The 16,772-nt window shown below is 62.9% G+C and carries 17 protein-coding genes and 1 tRNA gene; 6 read left to right on the top strand and 12 right to left on the bottom strand.

The genetic code is table 11. The features are described from left to right. The first annotated feature begins 121 nt into the window (after nt 1-121). Entirely contained in the window at nt 122-481 is a 360-nt protein-coding gene (gene cpdR / locus QX126_RS02660; protein ID WP_006610087.1) for a cell cycle two-component system response regulator CpdR, read from the top strand. Between the two features lie 118 nt (nt 482-599). After that, nucleotides 600-674 (top strand) — tRNA-Val (locus tag QX126_RS02655). Nucleotides 675-1,201: 527 nt separating this feature from the next. On the opposite strand, the gene QX126_RS02650 is transcribed toward QX126_RS02655, so the two are convergent. Then, nucleotides 1,202-1,588, bottom strand: a complete 387-nt coding sequence (locus QX126_RS02650) for a hypothetical protein (protein ID WP_315779141.1) — start codon at nt 1,586-1,588, stop codon at nt 1,202-1,204. Between the two features lie 14 nt (nt 1,589-1,602). Then, nucleotides 1,603-3,120 carry an MFS transporter gene (locus tag QX126_RS02645; protein ID WP_315779139.1) on the bottom strand — a complete coding sequence of 506 codons (1,518 nt, stop codon included), beginning with the start codon at nt 3,118-3,120 and terminating at the stop codon, nt 1,603-1,605. A gap of 165 nt (nt 3,121-3,285) precedes the next feature. Here QX126_RS02645 and QX126_RS02640 point away from each other — a divergent pair, with 165 nt between their 5' ends. After that, nucleotides 3,286-4,143: a LysR family transcriptional regulator gene (locus QX126_RS02640; protein WP_315736488.1), complete on the top strand. Its 858-nt coding sequence runs from the start codon at nt 3,286-3,288 to the stop codon at nt 4,141-4,143. 89 nt (nt 4,144-4,232) lie between these two features. Here the strand turns inward: QX126_RS02640 and QX126_RS02635 are convergent, their stop codons facing one another. From QX126_RS02635 to QX126_RS02620, 3 genes are all read right to left on the bottom strand, one after another. Then, nucleotides 4,233-4,655 carry a hypothetical protein gene (locus QX126_RS02635; protein ID WP_315779137.1) on the bottom strand — a complete coding sequence of 141 codons (423 nt, stop codon included), beginning with the start codon at nt 4,653-4,655 and terminating at the stop codon, nt 4,233-4,235. Between the two features lie 869 nt (nt 4,656-5,524). After that, entirely contained in the window at nt 5,525-7,627 is a 2,103-nt protein-coding gene (locus tag QX126_RS02625) for an ABC transporter permease (RefSeq protein ID WP_315779135.1), read from the bottom strand. A gap of 28 nt (nt 7,628-7,655) precedes the next feature. After that, complete coding sequence (locus QX126_RS02620) at nt 7,656-8,927, bottom strand: efflux RND transporter periplasmic adaptor subunit (RefSeq protein WP_315779133.1); 1,272 nt, start codon at nt 8,925-8,927, stop codon at nt 7,656-7,658. 65 nt (nt 8,928-8,992) lie between these two features. Here QX126_RS02620 and QX126_RS02615 point away from each other — a divergent pair, with 65 nt between their 5' ends. Continuing rightward, nucleotides 8,993-9,217, top strand: a complete 225-nt coding sequence (locus QX126_RS02615; protein WP_315779131.1) for a hypothetical protein — start codon at nt 8,993-8,995, stop codon at nt 9,215-9,217. 92 nt (nt 9,218-9,309) lie between these two features. Here QX126_RS02615 and QX126_RS02610 read toward each other — a convergent pair whose 3' ends face one another. The 4 genes from QX126_RS02610 to QX126_RS02595 form a co-directional block, all read right to left on the bottom strand. Continuing rightward, nucleotides 9,310-9,603 (bottom strand): hypothetical protein, encoded by a 294-nt coding sequence (locus QX126_RS02610; RefSeq protein ID WP_315736492.1) that lies wholly within the window; start codon nt 9,601-9,603, stop codon nt 9,310-9,312. Between the two features lie 30 nt (nt 9,604-9,633). Further along, nucleotides 9,634-9,867 (bottom strand): hypothetical protein, encoded by a 234-nt coding sequence (locus tag QX126_RS02605; RefSeq protein ID WP_315736493.1) that lies wholly within the window; start codon nt 9,865-9,867, stop codon nt 9,634-9,636. 163 nt (nt 9,868-10,030) lie between these two features. Then, on the bottom strand, nt 10,031-10,735 hold the full coding sequence (locus QX126_RS02600; RefSeq protein ID WP_315779129.1) for an Hsp20/alpha crystallin family protein: 705 nt from the start codon (nt 10,733-10,735) through the stop codon (nt 10,031-10,033). 498 nt (nt 10,736-11,233) lie between these two features. Further along, a complete protein-coding gene (locus QX126_RS02595) occupies nt 11,234-11,626 on the bottom strand; it encodes a BA14K family protein (RefSeq protein WP_315771219.1) in 393 nt (130 codons plus the stop codon). Nucleotides 11,627-11,768: 142 nt separating this feature from the next. Here QX126_RS02595 and QX126_RS02590 point away from each other — a divergent pair, with 142 nt between their 5' ends. Both QX126_RS02590 and QX126_RS02585 read left to right on the top strand, forming a co-directional pair. After that, nucleotides 11,769-12,281 (top strand): hypothetical protein, encoded by a 513-nt coding sequence (locus QX126_RS02590; protein ID WP_409999068.1) that lies wholly within the window; start codon nt 11,769-11,771, stop codon nt 12,279-12,281. Nucleotides 12,282-12,671: 390 nt separating this feature from the next. Beyond that, nucleotides 12,672-13,571, top strand: coding sequence for an NAD(P)-dependent oxidoreductase (locus QX126_RS02585; RefSeq protein ID WP_315779127.1), 900 nt, complete (start codon nt 12,672-12,674; stop codon nt 13,569-13,571). 171 nt (nt 13,572-13,742) lie between these two features. On the opposite strand, the gene QX126_RS02580 is transcribed toward QX126_RS02585, so the two are convergent. The 3 genes from QX126_RS02580 to QX126_RS02570 are packed head-to-tail and all read right to left on the bottom strand — an operon-like array spanning nt 13,743 to nt 16,761. Next, the gene (locus tag QX126_RS02580; RefSeq protein ID WP_315736497.1) at nt 13,743-14,522 is read right to left on the bottom strand and encodes an ABC transporter permease; all 780 of its coding nucleotides are present in this window, start codon (nt 14,520-14,522) and stop codon (nt 13,743-13,745) included. Continuing rightward, entirely contained in the window at nt 14,519-15,631 is a 1,113-nt protein-coding gene (locus QX126_RS02575) for an ABC transporter permease (RefSeq protein WP_315737055.1), read from the bottom strand. The genes QX126_RS02580 and QX126_RS02575 overlap by 4 nt, the downstream gene beginning before the upstream one ends. A 35-nt stretch (nt 15,632-15,666) precedes the next feature. Beyond that, nucleotides 15,667-16,761: an ABC transporter ATP-binding protein gene (locus QX126_RS02570; RefSeq protein ID WP_315779125.1), complete on the bottom strand. Its 1,095-nt coding sequence runs from the start codon at nt 16,759-16,761 to the stop codon at nt 15,667-15,669. Nucleotides 16,762-16,772 lie beyond the last annotated feature (11 nt).

The following is a 16,772-nucleotide window of genomic DNA, read 5'->3' as shown; positions in this document are numbered from 1 at the left end:
CCCTCAAATTGCCTTGCCGATGTCGGATCAAAAGGCGCAATCTTTCACCCGAAATTTACCGCCCGTCAGGCTTAGTGGCGGCAACGCTCCGCCTCTCACCCGGACCAGACAACCCCTCGCCATGCACAAAATCCTGCTCGCCGAAGACGACAACGACATGCGCCGCTTCTTGGTCAAGGCATTGGAAAATGCCGGGTTCCAGGTCTCGCCCCACGACAATGGCATGTCGGCCTACCAGCGGCTGCGCGAGGAGCCGTTCGAGATGCTGCTCACCGACATCGTGATGCCGGAGATGGACGGCATCGAGCTGGCGCGCCGCGCCTCCGAGCTCGATCCGGACATCAAGATCATGTTCATCACCGGCTTCGCCGCGGTCGCGCTGAACTCCGATTCGGAGGCGCCCAAGAACGCCAAGGTGCTGTCCAAGCCGGTGCACCTCCGCGAGCTCGTCAGCGAGGTCAACAAGATGCTGGCGGCCTGAGCCGCCGGGGACGGACGTCCGGAACTGGCGGATTATTCCCAATTTCGGCATTTTGCGTCCTTGCCTGCCTGCGTGGGAGCCGATATAGGGACGCCCACCCGAACGGACTTCTGGACTAGGGCACGTAGCTCAGCGGGAGAGCACTACCTTGACATGGTAGGGGTCACAGGTTCGATCCCTGTCGTGCCCACCATCGGCCGATCCGGCCGGTGACCCAACCTCGGTCCATTCCCCGACCTTCGAAGAACCAGGCACCGAGATCCAGGCGCTGACATTGTCGGCACGTGCGATTTTCCGGTGCACGGAGGCGCACCTGCGCCGAACGCGAGGCCTGCAGAGCGGCATGCCGATGGACGGTCCGGTGCTGGCCGATTTGGCGAACTTGACGTTGTCGACATGATCAAAGGACATGGCTTCGCTGTCTCGCGGCGCGCTGTCGCGTCCGAGGCTTGCTGATCGATCGCCCTCTTCGAGAAGAGGGCGCGGGGAATGCCGGGCGCTGGCCGCACCCATGGCCCGCCTGCAGAAAAAAAGCAGGCGGCAGTCACCACAGGTTCAGCCGAGAACACCCGGCATTCCCCGCGCGATGGTTTTGACGGCTGCTTCGCGATCTCCCCGGTGCGCCGTGCTTTCTGGCCACCGTATCGCACAACGTGCTTGCGCACGTTGCGCTGGACATCAGCATCGGGATGCCAGGACCACGCGACTTGACCGTGCGCATCAACGTCGTTCGTCGGCGCGGCTCAGCCACGCTGCAACATCGACACGCCCACCGCATCCCGCCTCGACGTTCGTGACGACCGCGAAGCGCCCCTCTTGTGAGACGGGACGGACGAGAGGAAAGCATGATTTCTGGAAAAAAGAAACAGAAATCTTCTTGCTCGAATGGCCGGCGAGGGTGATGTGTTTGAACCGGCGCGCGAAACGAGTTTTTCGGCGCATGCGGTTGGGGCCGCAATCGACCTCGAGCCCGCGGGGATGAGCCGGCACATCGCGCCTCGTGCGGGCTGCTTGCGCGGCAGCGATTTGCCCGGCGGGCCGGGCCACTCGATCTTTCGCCGGCGGGTCGTGAGTTCGAAGAGACTGGCCGACGGCCGAACGGACCATTCACCGCGCTGCCTTCAAACCATCGGCGACTTCATCGATCGATGGTCCTGAGGTCGAAAAGCAAGCAGGCTGACGAGAGCGAGCCCCCAAACGCCAACCCCACCGTAAAGCATCACCCATCCAAAGCCTTGGACAAGCGCCTGATGGACGAGCGACTCCGACAGCTCTGGAACGGAAACCAGACTTCCTGCGGCGATCCTCTCGGCGAAGAAGCGCAGATGCGCGGCGTCCAATGAATCCGGCAGCGCATTTTTGAGGTGTGCCAGCACGCCGCTGATCAAGATGAAACCCATCACCGCGATATTGATCGCCAGTGAGATCATCCGGGCGCTCATGTCGATGCCGGACGCCATACCGGCACGATCGCTCGAAACCGCACCCGTTGTCGTATTGGTAACAGGGGTGTTGGTCAGGCCGAGGCCGATCCCGGCGAACAGCGACCCGGGCAGCATCGTCAGCCAGCTTGCCTGCGCGGCGGCGCTACCAAATTTCATCAGAATGAAGCCCAGACCGATCATGAACAGGCCAACGGGAATGACGAAACCGGGCTGATAGCGTAGCGAAAGCCGCTCCGCCAGCGGCGGCACGACGAGCGTCGGAAGGGTGTAGGCAAGCAATGCGAGACCAGCAGAGACACTGTCGTAGCCGAGGCCCGCCTGAAACCAGATCGGCAAATAGATCATGAAGGGCCAGAAGCTGAAGTTCATCGCGGCCGAGCCGATGATTGCGCCGGAAAAAGCGCGGATGCGGAATACCGAGAAGTCGAACATCGGTCGCGGGCTGAACTTTTCGGCGATGATGAAAGCGATGAAGCTCGCGATCGCAACGCCAATGACTCCCAGGGCGGTCGGGCTGGTGAAGCCGAGATCCGGTCCCTGTGTGATGAAGAAAGCGAGACAGAAGACCGACAACGACAGTGTGATGATGCCCGCAACGTCGAGACTGCCGGCCTCAGAGTCCTTCGATTCCTGAACGCCGCTGAGGGTGAGCATCAGTGTCAGGATCGCAAACGCGACATGGACGAAGAACACCCACTCCCAGCTCGAGACCGCGACGATCGCGCCGCCGATGATCGGACCGAAGCCAAGACCAATGCCGAAGATGATCCCCCACCAGCCGAAGGCGATGGCGCGCTGCCGTCCTTCCTGGAATTGATGAGAAAGGATGGCGATCTGACAGATCAGCATCGCGCCGCCGCTGAGGCCCTGGAGAAATCGGGCGCCGATCAGCACCGAGACGTTCTCGGTCACGCCGCAGACAAGCGACGTCACGCCGAACGCGGCGATAGAGACCATGAAGATGCGCTTGCGCCCATAGCGGTCGGCCAGCGTCCCGGTCGCCATCAGAACGGTCGTCACCGCGATCGTATAGGCGTTCATGATCCATTGGAGTTGCTTGAAATCGGCGCGCAGCACCTGCTCCAGCGTCGGCAGGATTGCGGGGATGCTGGAAATCTCCAGGCCGAACATGAGGGACGAGAGGCAGGCGGCGGCCAAGGCGATTGTACTTCGGCGTGTCAGTGCAGGGGTCATGATTCGGCCTTCCGACGTTGTGGTCGGCAATGGTGGAGTCCAGCGGTGATGAGAGGCGGCGCAACTCGGTTCGCGTGTTGCGGTGGGACGCAACATAGTCGGGACTTGACCATTCCAGAACTGGATGGTTGGATATTTCAAAGACAGCAAATTTGGATAGATGGGATGACCATACTGGACGTGGATGCCGTCCAGGCCTTCGTGACGATCGCCGATCAGCAGAGCTTCACGCGGGCGGCGGAGGTGCTTGGCACCACCCAGGGCGCGATCAGCGTAAAGCTGAAACGGCTTGAAGACCGGCTCGGCCAGAAATTGATCGAACGGACGCCGCGGTTGGTCCGGCTGTCGGCGCAGGGCGCGGTGTTCCTTGAATCGGCGCGCGACTTCCTTGCCGCCCATGACCGCGCCGTCGCGGGGCTATCCTCGACTCGTCGCCGGTTTGCGCTCGGCATTGCCAGCCATGTGGCGGGATCGGAGATTCCGACACTCCTTGCGCGGTTGAACGCACACGACCCGGCGCTCACCATCGAAGTGCGGCTCGACAATTCGCGCAACCTGCTGGACGCTTTCGACCGTGGCGAAATCGATGCGGCGATTATCCGCAGGGAGGACGACCGGCGTGACGGCGAGGTGCTTGCGCCGGAACACTTCGGCTGGTTTGCATCTCCCGACTTCGTGCATCGAGCAGGCGAGCCGCTGCGTTTGGCCGCGTTGTCGCCGTCCTGCGGAGTCCGTGACATCGCCACCCGCGCGCTCGACGCTGCGGGAATAGCCTGGACGGAGGTTTTCCTCGGCGGCGGTTCCTCCGTCGTGTCCGACGCGGTTTCGGCCGGCTTGGCCACCGCCGTCTTCTCGTGCCGGCTCGCGCCGGCCGGCACGGTCGAGGTTAGCCGGCGGTTCGGACTGCCCTCGCTTCCCTCGTCCGAAATCATTCTTCTCTCGACACTCTCGGACGCCAAATCCCGCGAAGCGCTTAGAACCCTCGCGACTGCGTTTCGCGAGCACCGTCCATCCTCGGCGTAAATATCGCTTGTCGTCGTCCATCGCTCCCCGTCGAGTCACCCAGGCCGACATCGGCGCTTTGCCCTGCGTGCGGATGACTGGAAGCCGTCTCAGCAGACCGCTGACGTCAGACCACATCGATGGTGGGAAACCGCGCGTCGCCCGCGATGCAATCCCAGGCGAACAGGCGCGTGCGGTCGAGCCGGACCGCCGGTGCCATGGCGGAGGTTCGAGCCCTTGGTCAGCGGCCCGGCGGCCCAGGTGAAGCGTCCGCCGTCCAGGAGCAGCGCGTCGAGCGCCTTCGGCACGAACGCGACATCAGCCTGCTGAGCCGGCGTCAGCCAATCCCATCCGAGCAACAGCGGGATGACGTTGCCGGCAAGGCCATGCACGGGTCCGAGAAAGCGGTCCTTGGCGCCATACAGATCATGGGTCCAGAGCGGGCGCGGGGTGTCCTCCAGCTCGGACAACAGCCGTGCCGCCTGCACCTCGAACAGGCGGCGCCAGCGCGACTCCTCGGTCATCCTGGCCATGTGGACCGCCGCGACCATCGACCCCGGCAGGCCCACATCAGCTCGCGGGTCGGTAGCTCGTTGTTCTTCTCGGCGTGCCAGTACACCTGGTCGGCGAGGCTCGACATCGGCGTGAGCCGCATGGCGAGCAGGGCCGCGCCATCTCGCCACGGAGCAGCGAGCCAGCTGGCGCTTCAAGAGCCGCGACGACGATCACGTCCCACCCCGCGCTCGCGGCGTCTCCGCAACCCCGGCCAGCTCCGACCCCGCGAGCGCTATCGCCAGAACACGCGGCCGGAGGCGGTCAAAATTGGACGCCGATCAGGGGGCAATTTTGGATGCCGATTGACAGGTCATCAGACCGAGTTGTCCGCGCGGCAGGTCATTTCAAGTTGCCCCGTCGGGTGGACATGAATCGAGCTAACATGTCCACTCGTGGACAATTGCTCGGCCCGCGTCATGTTCGCAGACGATATCTTTGGACACATCGTCGATCGTGCGTATGAGCTCCTGGGCGTCCCGCCTCTCGTCGCCGCCGAAGACCCATGCCTGGAACCAAAAAGTGGCATTTTGCGCGGGCATCCCCATATTAGCTGGATGGCAAAATGGCAGAAATCGAGCACGCGGCAACCGCATAAGACGAAGGCTGAGCTCCGTGAGATGCTGACCGAGGCGGTCCGGAATACAGCGAGTTCGGGCCCGCGACCGAAGCGCCTGGCGAAACTCGACGGCGTTGCTGATGGGGCGGCGGCTTCCGTCGATTAGGCTTCTGCGTCCTGGCCTGGTTCGTTCAGTCCATACGAGCGAAGTCTTTCGAAATTTCGTGAAGGAGTTAGGATGCGCAAGTTTCCCGAACCCGTCAACGTCGGGCCGTCTGGTCAACGTATTGCTTACTCGTAGCGCAGCGCTTCGATGGGATCGAGCCGAGCGGCCTTTCGCGCGGGGTAGTAGCCGAAGAATATGCCAACGGCTGCCGAGAACAGGAACCCGCCGGCAATCGCGGCCAGGGATATCGGCGCCGGCCAGCCTGTGAGGATGGAGATGGCGACGGACAACGCCGCGCCGATGACAATTCCCACGATGCCGCCGCTGACGCTGATGAAGATCGCCTCGGCAAGAAATTGTAGCAGGACGTGCAATCTCCGCGCGCCAATCGCCATCCGTAGTCCGATCTCCCGCGTTCGCTCCGTCACCGAGACGAGCAGGATGTTCATGATGCCGATGCCGCCGACCACAAGCGAGATGGACGCCACCGCGGCCAAGAGGAGCGCCATGATGCGGCTGCTTCCCTCCGCGGTCTGCGCAATCTGACTGAGGTTGCGCACGGAAAAATCGTTGATGGTGCCTGGGCGGATGCGGTGACGCCGCGCCAGGATTTCAGTAGCCTGATCGATCGCCGCCTGGATGCCGGCCTGATCCACCGCCTGCACGTAAATCTGATTCACATACCCGGTCATGCGCGGTTGAAGCCCATACGGATTCGGCGGCGTCGGATAAATCCAGTTGATCGCCGTTTGCTGCTGGCTTGGGGCGGCAACGCCGATAATCTTGCGCTCGGCGGTGGTGAACGGAACCATGATCAGATCGTCCTGGTCCTGCCCAAAAGATGTCTGTCCCTTGGTTTCAAGAATTCCGACCACCCGCAACGACACACCCTTGGCCTGCACCGTCGCCCCGATCGGATTCTGAGAGGTGCCGAAGAGTTGCCGGCGCACGGTCTCGCCGAGGACCGCGACCAGCGCCGAGCTTCGCTCGTCCTCCGGAGTGATCGCCCGCCCTGCGGCGATCTGCCAGTTCGTCATCGGAGGATAATTGGCGCTTACGCCCTGAATGCCGGTGGTCCAGTTCTGGTTCGCAAAGCGGATCAGCCCCGGCTGGCGGATGAGGTAGCTCACCGCCCCGGCGGCGGGTGCCTCCTGCCGGATCGCCCGGACGTCGGCAACGGTCAGCGTCGAAGCGCTTCCGGAGCCCCCCCGAGCGCCCCCGCTTGTGGCGGCGCCCGGCAGGATGACCACGAGGTTGGTCCCGAGCCTTGCGATCTCCTTTCGGACCGCCTCGTTCGCTCCCTGGCCGACGGACACCATGACAATCAATGCGGCGACGCCGATGAAGACTCCAAGCATTGTCAGCGCTGAACGCATCTTGTTGCGCCAGATCGCCTCGGCGGCCGCCGTCATCACCATCCAGGCAAAGGGCCATGATGCGACCGACATTGCGACGTAGGCCGACCGTTCCCTTGGCTGGACCAATTTGTCCGCCGTCCCGCTCGCCGGCTGCGGCGCCTTGGCGGGCTTTGTCTTCTTCACATCCGTGATGATCTGGCCGTCGCGCATGGTCAGCACGCGATCGGCAAAGGCCGCGACATCCGGCTCGTGGGTCACCACGATGATGGTGACGCCCTGTTCGCGATTGAGCGAGCTGAGCGTCTGCATGATCTCGTTGGAGTTGCGGGTATCGAGATTGCCGGTCGGCTCATCCGCCAACAGCAGGCTCGGCTGATTGATCAGGGCCCGCGCGATTGCCACCCGCTGCTGCTGCCCGCCCGACAACTGGCCCGGCGTGTTGCGTTCCCGGTCGCGCAGCCCGAGCTTGTCCAGAACCGCGCGAGCCCGCTCGAAGCGCGCGCTCGCATGGCTCTGGCCGGACATCGCGTACAGAAGCGGCAAGGCGACGTTGTCGATGGCGCTGGTGCGCGGCAATAGATTGAAGCTCTGGAATACGAACCCAAGCCGCTCGCTGCGAAGGCCGGCGAGATCCGGCTCTGCAAGCTGCGCGACGTCGATGCCGTCGAACCAGTAATGACCGGCGGTAGGCCGATCGAGGCAACCGAGGATCGACATCAGCGTCGACTTGCCCGATCCGGACGCGCCCATGATGGCGATGAACTCGCCATGTTCGACGATCAGGCTGACGTCCGAAAGCGCGCGAACGTCGATGTCGCCGACATGATATGTCCGCGACACTCCCTCAATCCTGATAACCGGCTCCGCCATGTGCCTTCAATCGTTGTAGCCGATGCGATCAGAGGCGGGGCCGCGGCACGCTGGAACGTGCTTTCGCTGAATTCCGTTGCTCCGCGACGATCACCCGGTCGTCGATCTTCAGGTCGCCCTGCACGATCTCCGTAAACTCGTCGTCGTCGAGCCCGACCATGACCTGAACCGGCACCGGCGATCCGTCCCGCAGCACCCAAACGCGCGCTTGTTTCGTGTCGCCAAGGGCGGTCCCGGTCGGGACATAACGCAACGCCCGGTTCGGAACTCGGAGCACGCCGCTGCGCCGATCGACGATGATCCTTGTCGCCGCCGTCAGGCCCGGCTTGAGCGCCAGATCAGGGTTGTTGACGCTCACGACGACATCGTAAGTGATGACGTTCTGCACGGTTTGCGGGGACTGGCGGACCTGGGTCACCGTTCCCTCGAACAGACGTTTCGGATATGCGTCGACCGTGAACGTCGCCTTGTCGCCATTCTTGATGCCGCCGATGTCGCTCTCGCTGACATTGGCGTCCACCTGCATCCTGGTGAGGTCGGTCGCGATCAGAAACAAGGTGGGAGTCTGGAAACTCGCCGCCACAGTTTGTCCCATGGTGACGGCGCGCGAAACGACCGTGCCATCGACCGGCGAGATGATGTTGGTATAGTCGAGATTGACCTGTGCCGCGGCGAGCACGGCTTCGCGCTGCTGGATGGTGGCCCCGTCAAACGCAATTTGCGCCAGAGCCTGATCGTACACGTTTTTCGCATTGTCGTAGGCGTCCTCCGACACGGCGCTTGTCCTGACGAGCGTGGCGAGGCGTTCCAGGTTGGCCTTGGCATAGGTGAGCGATGCCTTGTCCTTCTCCAGTTGCGCTTTCGCGATGGCGAGACTGGCTTTCGCCTGATCGACGATGCTCTGATAGGGGCGGGGATCAATCTTGGCGCAGCTTTGTCCGCGTTTGACCTGCGTGTTGTAATCGCAACTCAATTCCTGGATCACGCCGGAGACATAGGTCCCGACAATGATCGTCAATTCCGGATTGACCGACCCTGTGGCGTTGATGTCGCGCGCGATGTCGCCGATCGCAACAGATGCTGTCTCATATCGAACTGAAGCGTCGCCGCTGAACGACCACCAGATGCCCAGGGACGCAGCAAGAAGCAGTGCCGCGATCCCAACGAGAACCCAGCGCCCCGTCGCAAATCGTGACTGTACGGCCGGCTCGCTGACCGGGCGTCCAGTCGATGGACGCGGCACATAGGGTAGAGCTTCCCTGCTTTCGGCCGCAGCACCAGTGCCGAGCTGCGTGTTCATCTCGCTTTGGCTCCGGGCCTGGAATGATGGTCATTGCCACCATAGGCTACGGCTAGGCCGAATTGTTGATTGGGATCAAGGTATACGGCCCGGTGCCGGCCAAGGCCAACGACGCGGCTATCGTTGTTCGTGAAAATGGCGAGATGGAAATGTTCATTCGACAGGCAAAGGGCGACGAGGAACTTCCGCCCGGCCAGGTCGTTCTGGCCCTTTTCGGAATGACATTTCACGATGAGCGAGTGCGCAGACCGTTGGCGCAAATTGTAAAAGAGAAGCAAAGCCCAACATGACGTCGCCGCAGGTCGTCGTGCGCGAGGCGCCGGATCAGTCGGCTTGGGGTGCGGAGTTCATCAGATGATGGCGGTGAAAAGGTGCGGCGAAGTTAGACCTCGCGCGAGGGGCCGGCACCGTCGCGGTCCTCGTTGAAGAGCGCTCTCAGCAAACGCCAAAGTTCGCGGTGACCAGCTGTTTGACCGCCCTGCGTCAGATAGTCCGAAATATCCATTGTCGCCGTTTGGTATTCGATCGTGCCCCCAATGCCAGTCTCCAAACGCGCCACCTCTCGCTCGACATACAAGTTCTTGGTGTCTGTATCGAAGACAAGGAAACAGCGATCCTCGCGTGTGATATCGGGGCCTTTCACCTGGCGATACAGTTCCCTTTTTAGGAAGGCCATTGTCCGCTCCCGACGAGGACGATGCGATAGCTATGTGTCTTGGGTCAACAAGGTTCTGACCCTTGTAGCGGCGTCATAGATTTCGATTTTGAGCATCGGATAGGTCGACTTCAGTTTACGACCTGATGCTTCGGCCGCTTCGGCCGTCTCAAACGCCGACTTGAAGTGCCCGTCGACAATGACCACAAATCCTTCCGACGGCGGCCGGTCGGCACGTGGCACCTTCTGCTCAGACTCCTCAATTGAGCGAACTGACTTCTTCATCGGAGCTCTCATTCTATCGCAGAAGCGTGACGGAGGCTCGCTGAGACCAAGAAGCCGATCAAGCTACGAAGTCTCATCGCGGCACCGGAGAAGGCGAAGGACAAAATCCGGAGACCGCGACCGGCTTACCTCGGTCTGGTCTCCGGCTTTCTGCCGAGCAGAACTAAGCGGACTTGCCAGGTGCGGCGGCCTTGTTCGGTGCGGGGCTTGCGCTCGGTGGAGCACCTGTCTTGATATCGATCGTCTTGGTGGTTTTCACCGCCTTGGCCGGCTTCTTGATGGCGAGATGCAGCACGCCTTTGTCGAAGTGAGCTTCGACGGCTCCCTCTTCCGGCTCGAATGGGAGAGACATCGATCGATAGAATGAGCCGTAGCTGCGCTCCTCGACGTGCCAGTCCTTTTCGTCCTTCGTGCTCTCCGCCTTCTTCTCGCCGGAGATAACCAGCTGGTTGCCGTCCAGGCTGACCTTGATATCTTTGTCGTCCACGCCGGGAAGTTCGGCGGTCACTTCGAAAGCATCCTTGGTCTCCGCCACACTGACTGCTGGCGCCCCGGCACCAATGCTGGGAGAAGGCAAACCCTGATCGAAAACGCGAAGCGCGTTCTCCATTTCACGCCGCATGGCCCTGAATGGGTCGAATGCAGGCTCCTGGCTGGTAGTCCACAATCTCGGAAGGCTCATCTGGTTTCTCCGCAGGTTGAAGAAAGAGAAAAACAGCCTGCTCCTCGCGGTCATGGCGACCTTGATGTAGCGCAAAACCGCGGGGGTAATTTCGAGGCGGAAAGGCCGGCATGACGATAAAGGTGAACGCGTCAACGGAGTTGACATAATCACAGCAACAAGCTTGGGCACCGCTGCGCGGCGCATGTTTAGCCGTGACGTTCCCAGGCGCAGATGAGCGCTACCGCGTCTCTTCTGTATATCTTGGATTAATCGTGCCCTCAGCATGGCACGTGGCGGCGACGATAGCGGTAGGGACAACCGTATTGGCCTGGTGCGTAGTAGCCCGGCGCGAAATGGCCGGGTCGGTAGGTAGCGGCTCCAGCTTCGGCGCCGGGAATCCCAGAACCGATTGCGGACTCCGGAAGCGCGGTAGTAGCGGCCACGATAGCGTCAGTAGTCGACCTCCGTCACGCCGGACGAGGAGGCCCTTGTTTCAGAAGAACAGCGCTCGACGAGACTGGAGCAGCCTCTGAAGGGGAGCAGGGAGTCCAATAATGTCCACTCACTTTCATGAGTGGACAAGGATGAACGGAGCCCGCCAATGAGGCGTCCAGCTATAGCGGATTTGTTCTATTTCGAGCGGTTGATCTGAATAGATGACAGGTTTGAATCACGACAGACAGGCGGAGACTCCGGTTACTCTCACGGGCACGGATGTCGTAAGCCGTCGTAGCCAAGATACGTGCCGGAATACGGGTCATAAGACCTGAAGCGTTGCGCACAATAGTTGACGGCGTCGCCCACATAGGGAGCCGGAGCGACGTAGACCGGCCCGGGACCGTAGCCGTAGTATCCGTAGGGTTGCGTTGCCCCAATGATCGCTCCGCCGATCAGCGCGCCAGCGATGCCTGCACCAATTCCGACACCCGCGCCGCCGTGCCAGCCATGGCGATATCGCACGGTCTCGACCGATGGCGCCACGGCGCTGCGCAGCATCAGCGGGGAGGTTACCGGAGCGGCAATGACGGGGGCAACGAGAAGTGGTGTGGTGGCGATGATGAGTGCAGCCAGCACGGTTTTGGACGACTTGTTCATAGGAGCATCTCCAAGTTCATTTTCGGGGAGCGCAGCTACCCGCATCCGGTGTCTCAAAAACGACAATGATCCGAGAAGGCCTGTATGAATTGATTTAGCGCAACGTCAGCGTGCATTGATTGGACAAATCTGATCTCGTCTCATCGGAGAGCTCGTGAAGCTGCAGCGCTGCGTGATTGAGCGCGGTCGGCGCATCCTCGTCATCATCGAAGGTCGCGACGCCGCCGGCAAGGATGGCACGATCAAGTCGATCGTCGAACATCTAGGCCCGCGTGATACCCGCGTCGTAGCGCTGGGGCCGCCAAGCAATCGGGAACAGTGTTCATGGTACTTCCAGCGTCACGTTTCGCACTTGCTCGCGGCAGGAGAGATCGTGCTGTTCAATCGCAGTTGGTATAACCGGGCTGGAGTTGAGCGCGTCATGGGCTTCTGCACCAAGGAGGAAACCGAGGAATTCCTCGAGACCGTGCCGGCATTCGAGGCAATGATCGAGCGTTCGGGTATCACGCTGCTCAAGTACTACCTTGATATTTCGAAACAGGAGCAGTGGAGGCGGAGCCTTTTGCGGGTTGCGAGACGGACGGGCCGCAGAGCAGGATCGTCGCCAATACTGCAACGAATGACGGCGCGACGACGCGAGACGACAATCGCATGACAGCTCCTTTCCGGGACGGACCAGCCGCCCAGTGCATCTACGTAACGGCAATTAGTTACCGATCACGAGTGCGGGAACTTGGCTGCTGATGGTGAGAAAGATTCTCAGCGGCCGCTGTCGCCAGCGCCGTGATGGATCAGACGCGAATGAGTTGCTTGGGTTTGGCCCGTCGGGACATTGGCCGAATTCGGATTGTTGGAATCGTGCGTGGAATGTTTCATCAAGGAACAGCTTGAAATGGATCGCCTGCCGGCCGGCGCGTTCGTCAGCCCATGCGGCGCGGCAACACGGTTCGACGTCGAGGGACAGCGGGCCGCGGCCGGTTGGAAGTTCCTATGGAGCGGGCGGGGTGGAAGCTGCTAGAACCGACGCATTCACGAGGACAGAACAATGACAGCCAAACGCGTGGTGTTCACCGGGGGAACAGGCAAGGCGGGCAGGCATGTGCTGCCGCATCTGCAGGACGAGGGCTACGAGCTCCTCAACGTCGACCTCAAGCCGTTCGATCACCCCGGGATCAACACCCTGATCGCCGATCTGACAGACAGCGGCCAGGCCTTCAACGCGCTGACCACGCATCATGGCTTCGGCGGCTTCAACGCCGGCCGGCCGCCACGGGCGCCGGATGCGGTGGTGCATTTCGCCGCGATCCCGCGGGTGCTCATCGAGCCCGACAATGAGACCTTTCGCGTGAACACGATCAGCACCTACAACGTCATCGAGGCCGCGGCGAAGCTCGGCGTGCGCAAGATCATCATCGCCTCCAGCGAGACCACCTATGGCGTATGCTTCGCGGAGGGCGACAAGGACTTCAGGAGCTTTCCGCTCGAGGAGGACTACGACACCGACCCGATGGATTCCTACGGGCTGTCCAAGGTCGTGAACGAAAAGACGGCGCGGGCGTTTGCGATGCGCTACGGCATCGACATCTATTGCTTGCGCATCGGCAACGTCATCGAGCCGCATGAATACGACAGGTTTCCCGGCTTTCTCGCCGATCCCCCGTCGCGCAAGCGCAATGCGTGGTCCTATATCGACGCCCGCGACCTCGGCGAGATCGTGCATCTGGCGCTCCAGAAGGACGGGCTCGGCTTCCAGGTCTTCAACGCCGTCAACGACACGGTGACGGCTGATATCCCGACGCGCGAGCTGCTGCGCCGCTACTGTCCCAACGTCCCGATCACCCGTGAGCTCGGCGAGCGCGAAGCGCCGCTGTCGAACCGCAAGGCGCGCGAGGTGCTCGGGTTCAAGGAAGCGCACAATTGGCGGAAGTACGTGAAGGCGGGGTAGGGCGATCTGACTTGACGATCAGGGTTGTAGCCCGGCTCTCTCCACGACGTCATGGCCGGGATCGTCCCAGCCATCCGCGTCTTCATGCGTGGAGGAAAGGACGTGGATGCCCAGGTCAAGCCCGGGCATGACGGGTCACTCAACTGGCGGATGCGCACGGCAGCTCGCTCGTCACGACATCCGCCGCCGGATCGCGAGCATCGCCAGCGACAGCGCGATCGTGCCGACGATGAACACGGCCGCCGCCGAGACGATCGCCGGGCTGATGTTCTCGCGGATGGTGGCGAACATCTGCCGCGCCAGGGTGCGCTGATTGGGGCCGGCGACGAACAGCGTCAGCACCACCTCGTCCAGCGACGTCGCGAAAGCGAACAATGCGCCGGAGATGATGCCGGGCAGCGCGATGGGAAAGGTCACCGAGCGCAGCACCATGGCGGGCGAGGCGCCGAGGCTCGCGGCGGCCCGCTCGAGCTGGATATCGACGCCCTGCAAGGCTGAGGAGACGTTGACCAGCACGAACGGAACGGCGACGACGGTGTGCGCGATGATGACGCCGAGATAGGTGTTGGTGAGCCCGTAGCGCGAAAACATCAGCTGCATGCCGACGCCGAGCACGACCGCCGGCACGACCATCGGCAGCAGGAACACGGTGCGCAAGGTCGAGATCAGCAGCGAGGCGCGCCTGCCGCGCAGGCCGAGCGCGGCGAGTGTGCCGAGCAACGTTGCAAGGGCTGTGGTCCCCGAGCCGATCAGCAGGCTGTTGACGATGGACAGCCGCCAGGATTCGGCGGTGACCAGCTCGCGAAACCAGCGCGTCGAATAGCCGGGAATGGGATAGTTCAGGAATACGCTGTCGGTGAGCGACAACGGCAGCACCGCGATCAACGGCCCGAGCAGGAACACGACGACGGCGATCGCGAACAGCAGCTTGATGAGCGGCAGCCATTTCATGCGCGCTGCTCCTCGGCCGAGGTCAGCCGGATGTAGACGGCATAGAGCAGGATCGTCATCGCCAGCAGGACGAGACCGAGCGCGCCGGCCATGCCCCAGTTCGCCGCCCCCGTGGCGTAGTAGGCGATCACCGAGCTGATCATCTGGTCGTTGGCGCCGCCGATCAAAGCGGGCGTGATGTAGTAGCCCAGCGCGGCCATGAACACGAGCAGCGCGCCGGAGACGACGCCGCGCATCGAAAGCGGCAGCAGCACGTGGACGAAGGCGCGCAGCGGATGCGCGCCGAGCGAGGCCGCCGCCGGCATCAGGTTGCGCGGAATCGCGATCAGCACGCTGAAGATCGGCAGCACCATGAACGGCAGCAGCACATGCGTCATCGCGATGACGACGCCGAGCCGGTTGAACATCAGCGGCACCGGCGCTGAAGTAAGGCCCAATCCCCTGAGCGTGGCATTGATCAGGCCGTTGTCCTGCAGCACGACATACCAGGCCGCGGTGCGCACCAGGAGCGAGGTCCACAGCGGCAGCAGCACCGCGCCGAGCAGGATCTGCCGGCGCCAGCCCTCGACCGAGGCGGCCACCATCGCGAACGGCAGGCCGATGAGGATGCAGGCCAGCGTCACCAGCGCCGAGGTCACGAAGGTCCGGATCATGATCAGGCGGTTGGCCGAGGCGCCCTCCGGCATCGCAGCGATATTGCCGGCGGCGTTGCGCTCGAGGTCGACGGCGGCGAGCAGGTTCTTGTCGGTCCAGGGCGAGGCCACGGCCTCGGCGATGGTCGTCCAATAGGAGGTCTCGCTCCAGCGCGAGTCGATCGCGGCGAGGTCGACCGCGCCGGAGCTGTCGAGCGCGCGGCGGGTCTTGCCGAGCAGGCTGCGGAAGCCGGACTGCGCGCTGTTCAGGCGGCGAACGAGATCGCCGAACTGCTCGTCATTGGCCAGCTTGCGGATGTCGTCGACGAACGCGGCCTGTGCGGTTGCAGGAGGCACGCTTATGCGGTCCCAGCGCGCCAGCGCCTTGTGGGTGCGGGGCAGGGACTCGGTCGCGACCGGATCCGATACCGCCGACTTCATCATCGTCACCAGCGGCACGACGAAGAACGACAGCATGAACGCCAGAAGCGGTGCGAGCAGCAGGGCCGCCTTCAGGCGCTGGGCGAGGTCTGGTCGCATGATCCCACCACCCAGACATCCGACGCCGCGAATGACAGCGCCACGTCGCGGCCGACCTCCGCCGCCTCGCTCATGCGGTCGCCCTTGATGATCAGCCGCTGCTCGCCGACTGACGCCACGAGCCGCACGTGGTCGCCGAAATAGACGGCATCGAGGATGCGGGCGGTGAGACGGTTCGCCGTCGCCGCAGCATGATCGTTGATCCGGATCGCCTCCGGGCGGATCGAAACCTGCACCTTGCCGCCGTCGCCGCGTACGACGCCAGAATGCGCCGACAAGGACAGCCCGGAGTCCGTGGTCAACCGCACGGCTTCGCCGGCGTGCTCATCGACCTGGCAGGTCAGCAGGTTGGTTTCGCCGATGAACTCCGCCACGAACGGCGTGCGCGGCAGCTCGTAGATCTCGCGCGGCCGGCCGATCTGCTCGATCCTGCCGTGGTTGAACACGGCGATGCGGTCGGACATCGTCAGCGCCTCGTCCTGATCGTGGGTGACGAACACGATGGTGAGGCCGAGCCGGCGGTGCAGGTCGCGGATGTCGAGCTGCATCTGCTCGCGCAGCTTCTTGTCGAGCGCGCCGAGCGGCTCGTCCATCAGCACCACCTGCGGCTCGAACACCAGGGCGCGGGCAAGCGCGACGCGCTGCTGCTGGCCGCCGGACAGCTGCGCCGGCTTGCGCTCGGCCATGGTCGACAGCTTGACCGTGTCGAGCACGCGGGCGACGCGCTGCGCGATCTCGGGCTTGGACGTGCCGCGCATCTTGAGCGGAAAGGCGATGTTGTCGCGCACGCTCATATGCGGGAACAGCGCGTAGTTCTGGAACACCACACCCATGTTGCGCTTGTGCGGCGGCAGCCCGTCGACCCTGGCGCCGCCGACCTCGATCGTGCCGCTGGTCGGCTGCTCGAAGCCGGCGAGCATCATCAAGAGCGTGGTCTTGCCGGAGCCGGAGGGCCCGAGCAGGGCGACGAACTCACCGCGCGCGATATCGAGATCGAGATCGTCGACCACGGTCAGCGCAGCGAAGCGCTTGACCACCTGCCGGAACGAGATGAAGGGGGTATCCATGACGGAGGCTT

This window comes from Bradyrhizobium sp. SZCCHNPS1003, from assembly GCF_032381555.1.
Taxonomy (GTDB): domain Bacteria; phylum Pseudomonadota; class Alphaproteobacteria; order Rhizobiales; family Xanthobacteraceae; genus Bradyrhizobium.
The sequence above is the reverse complement of the archived record's forward strand: the minus strand, read 5'-3'. Positions and strand labels throughout refer to the sequence as shown.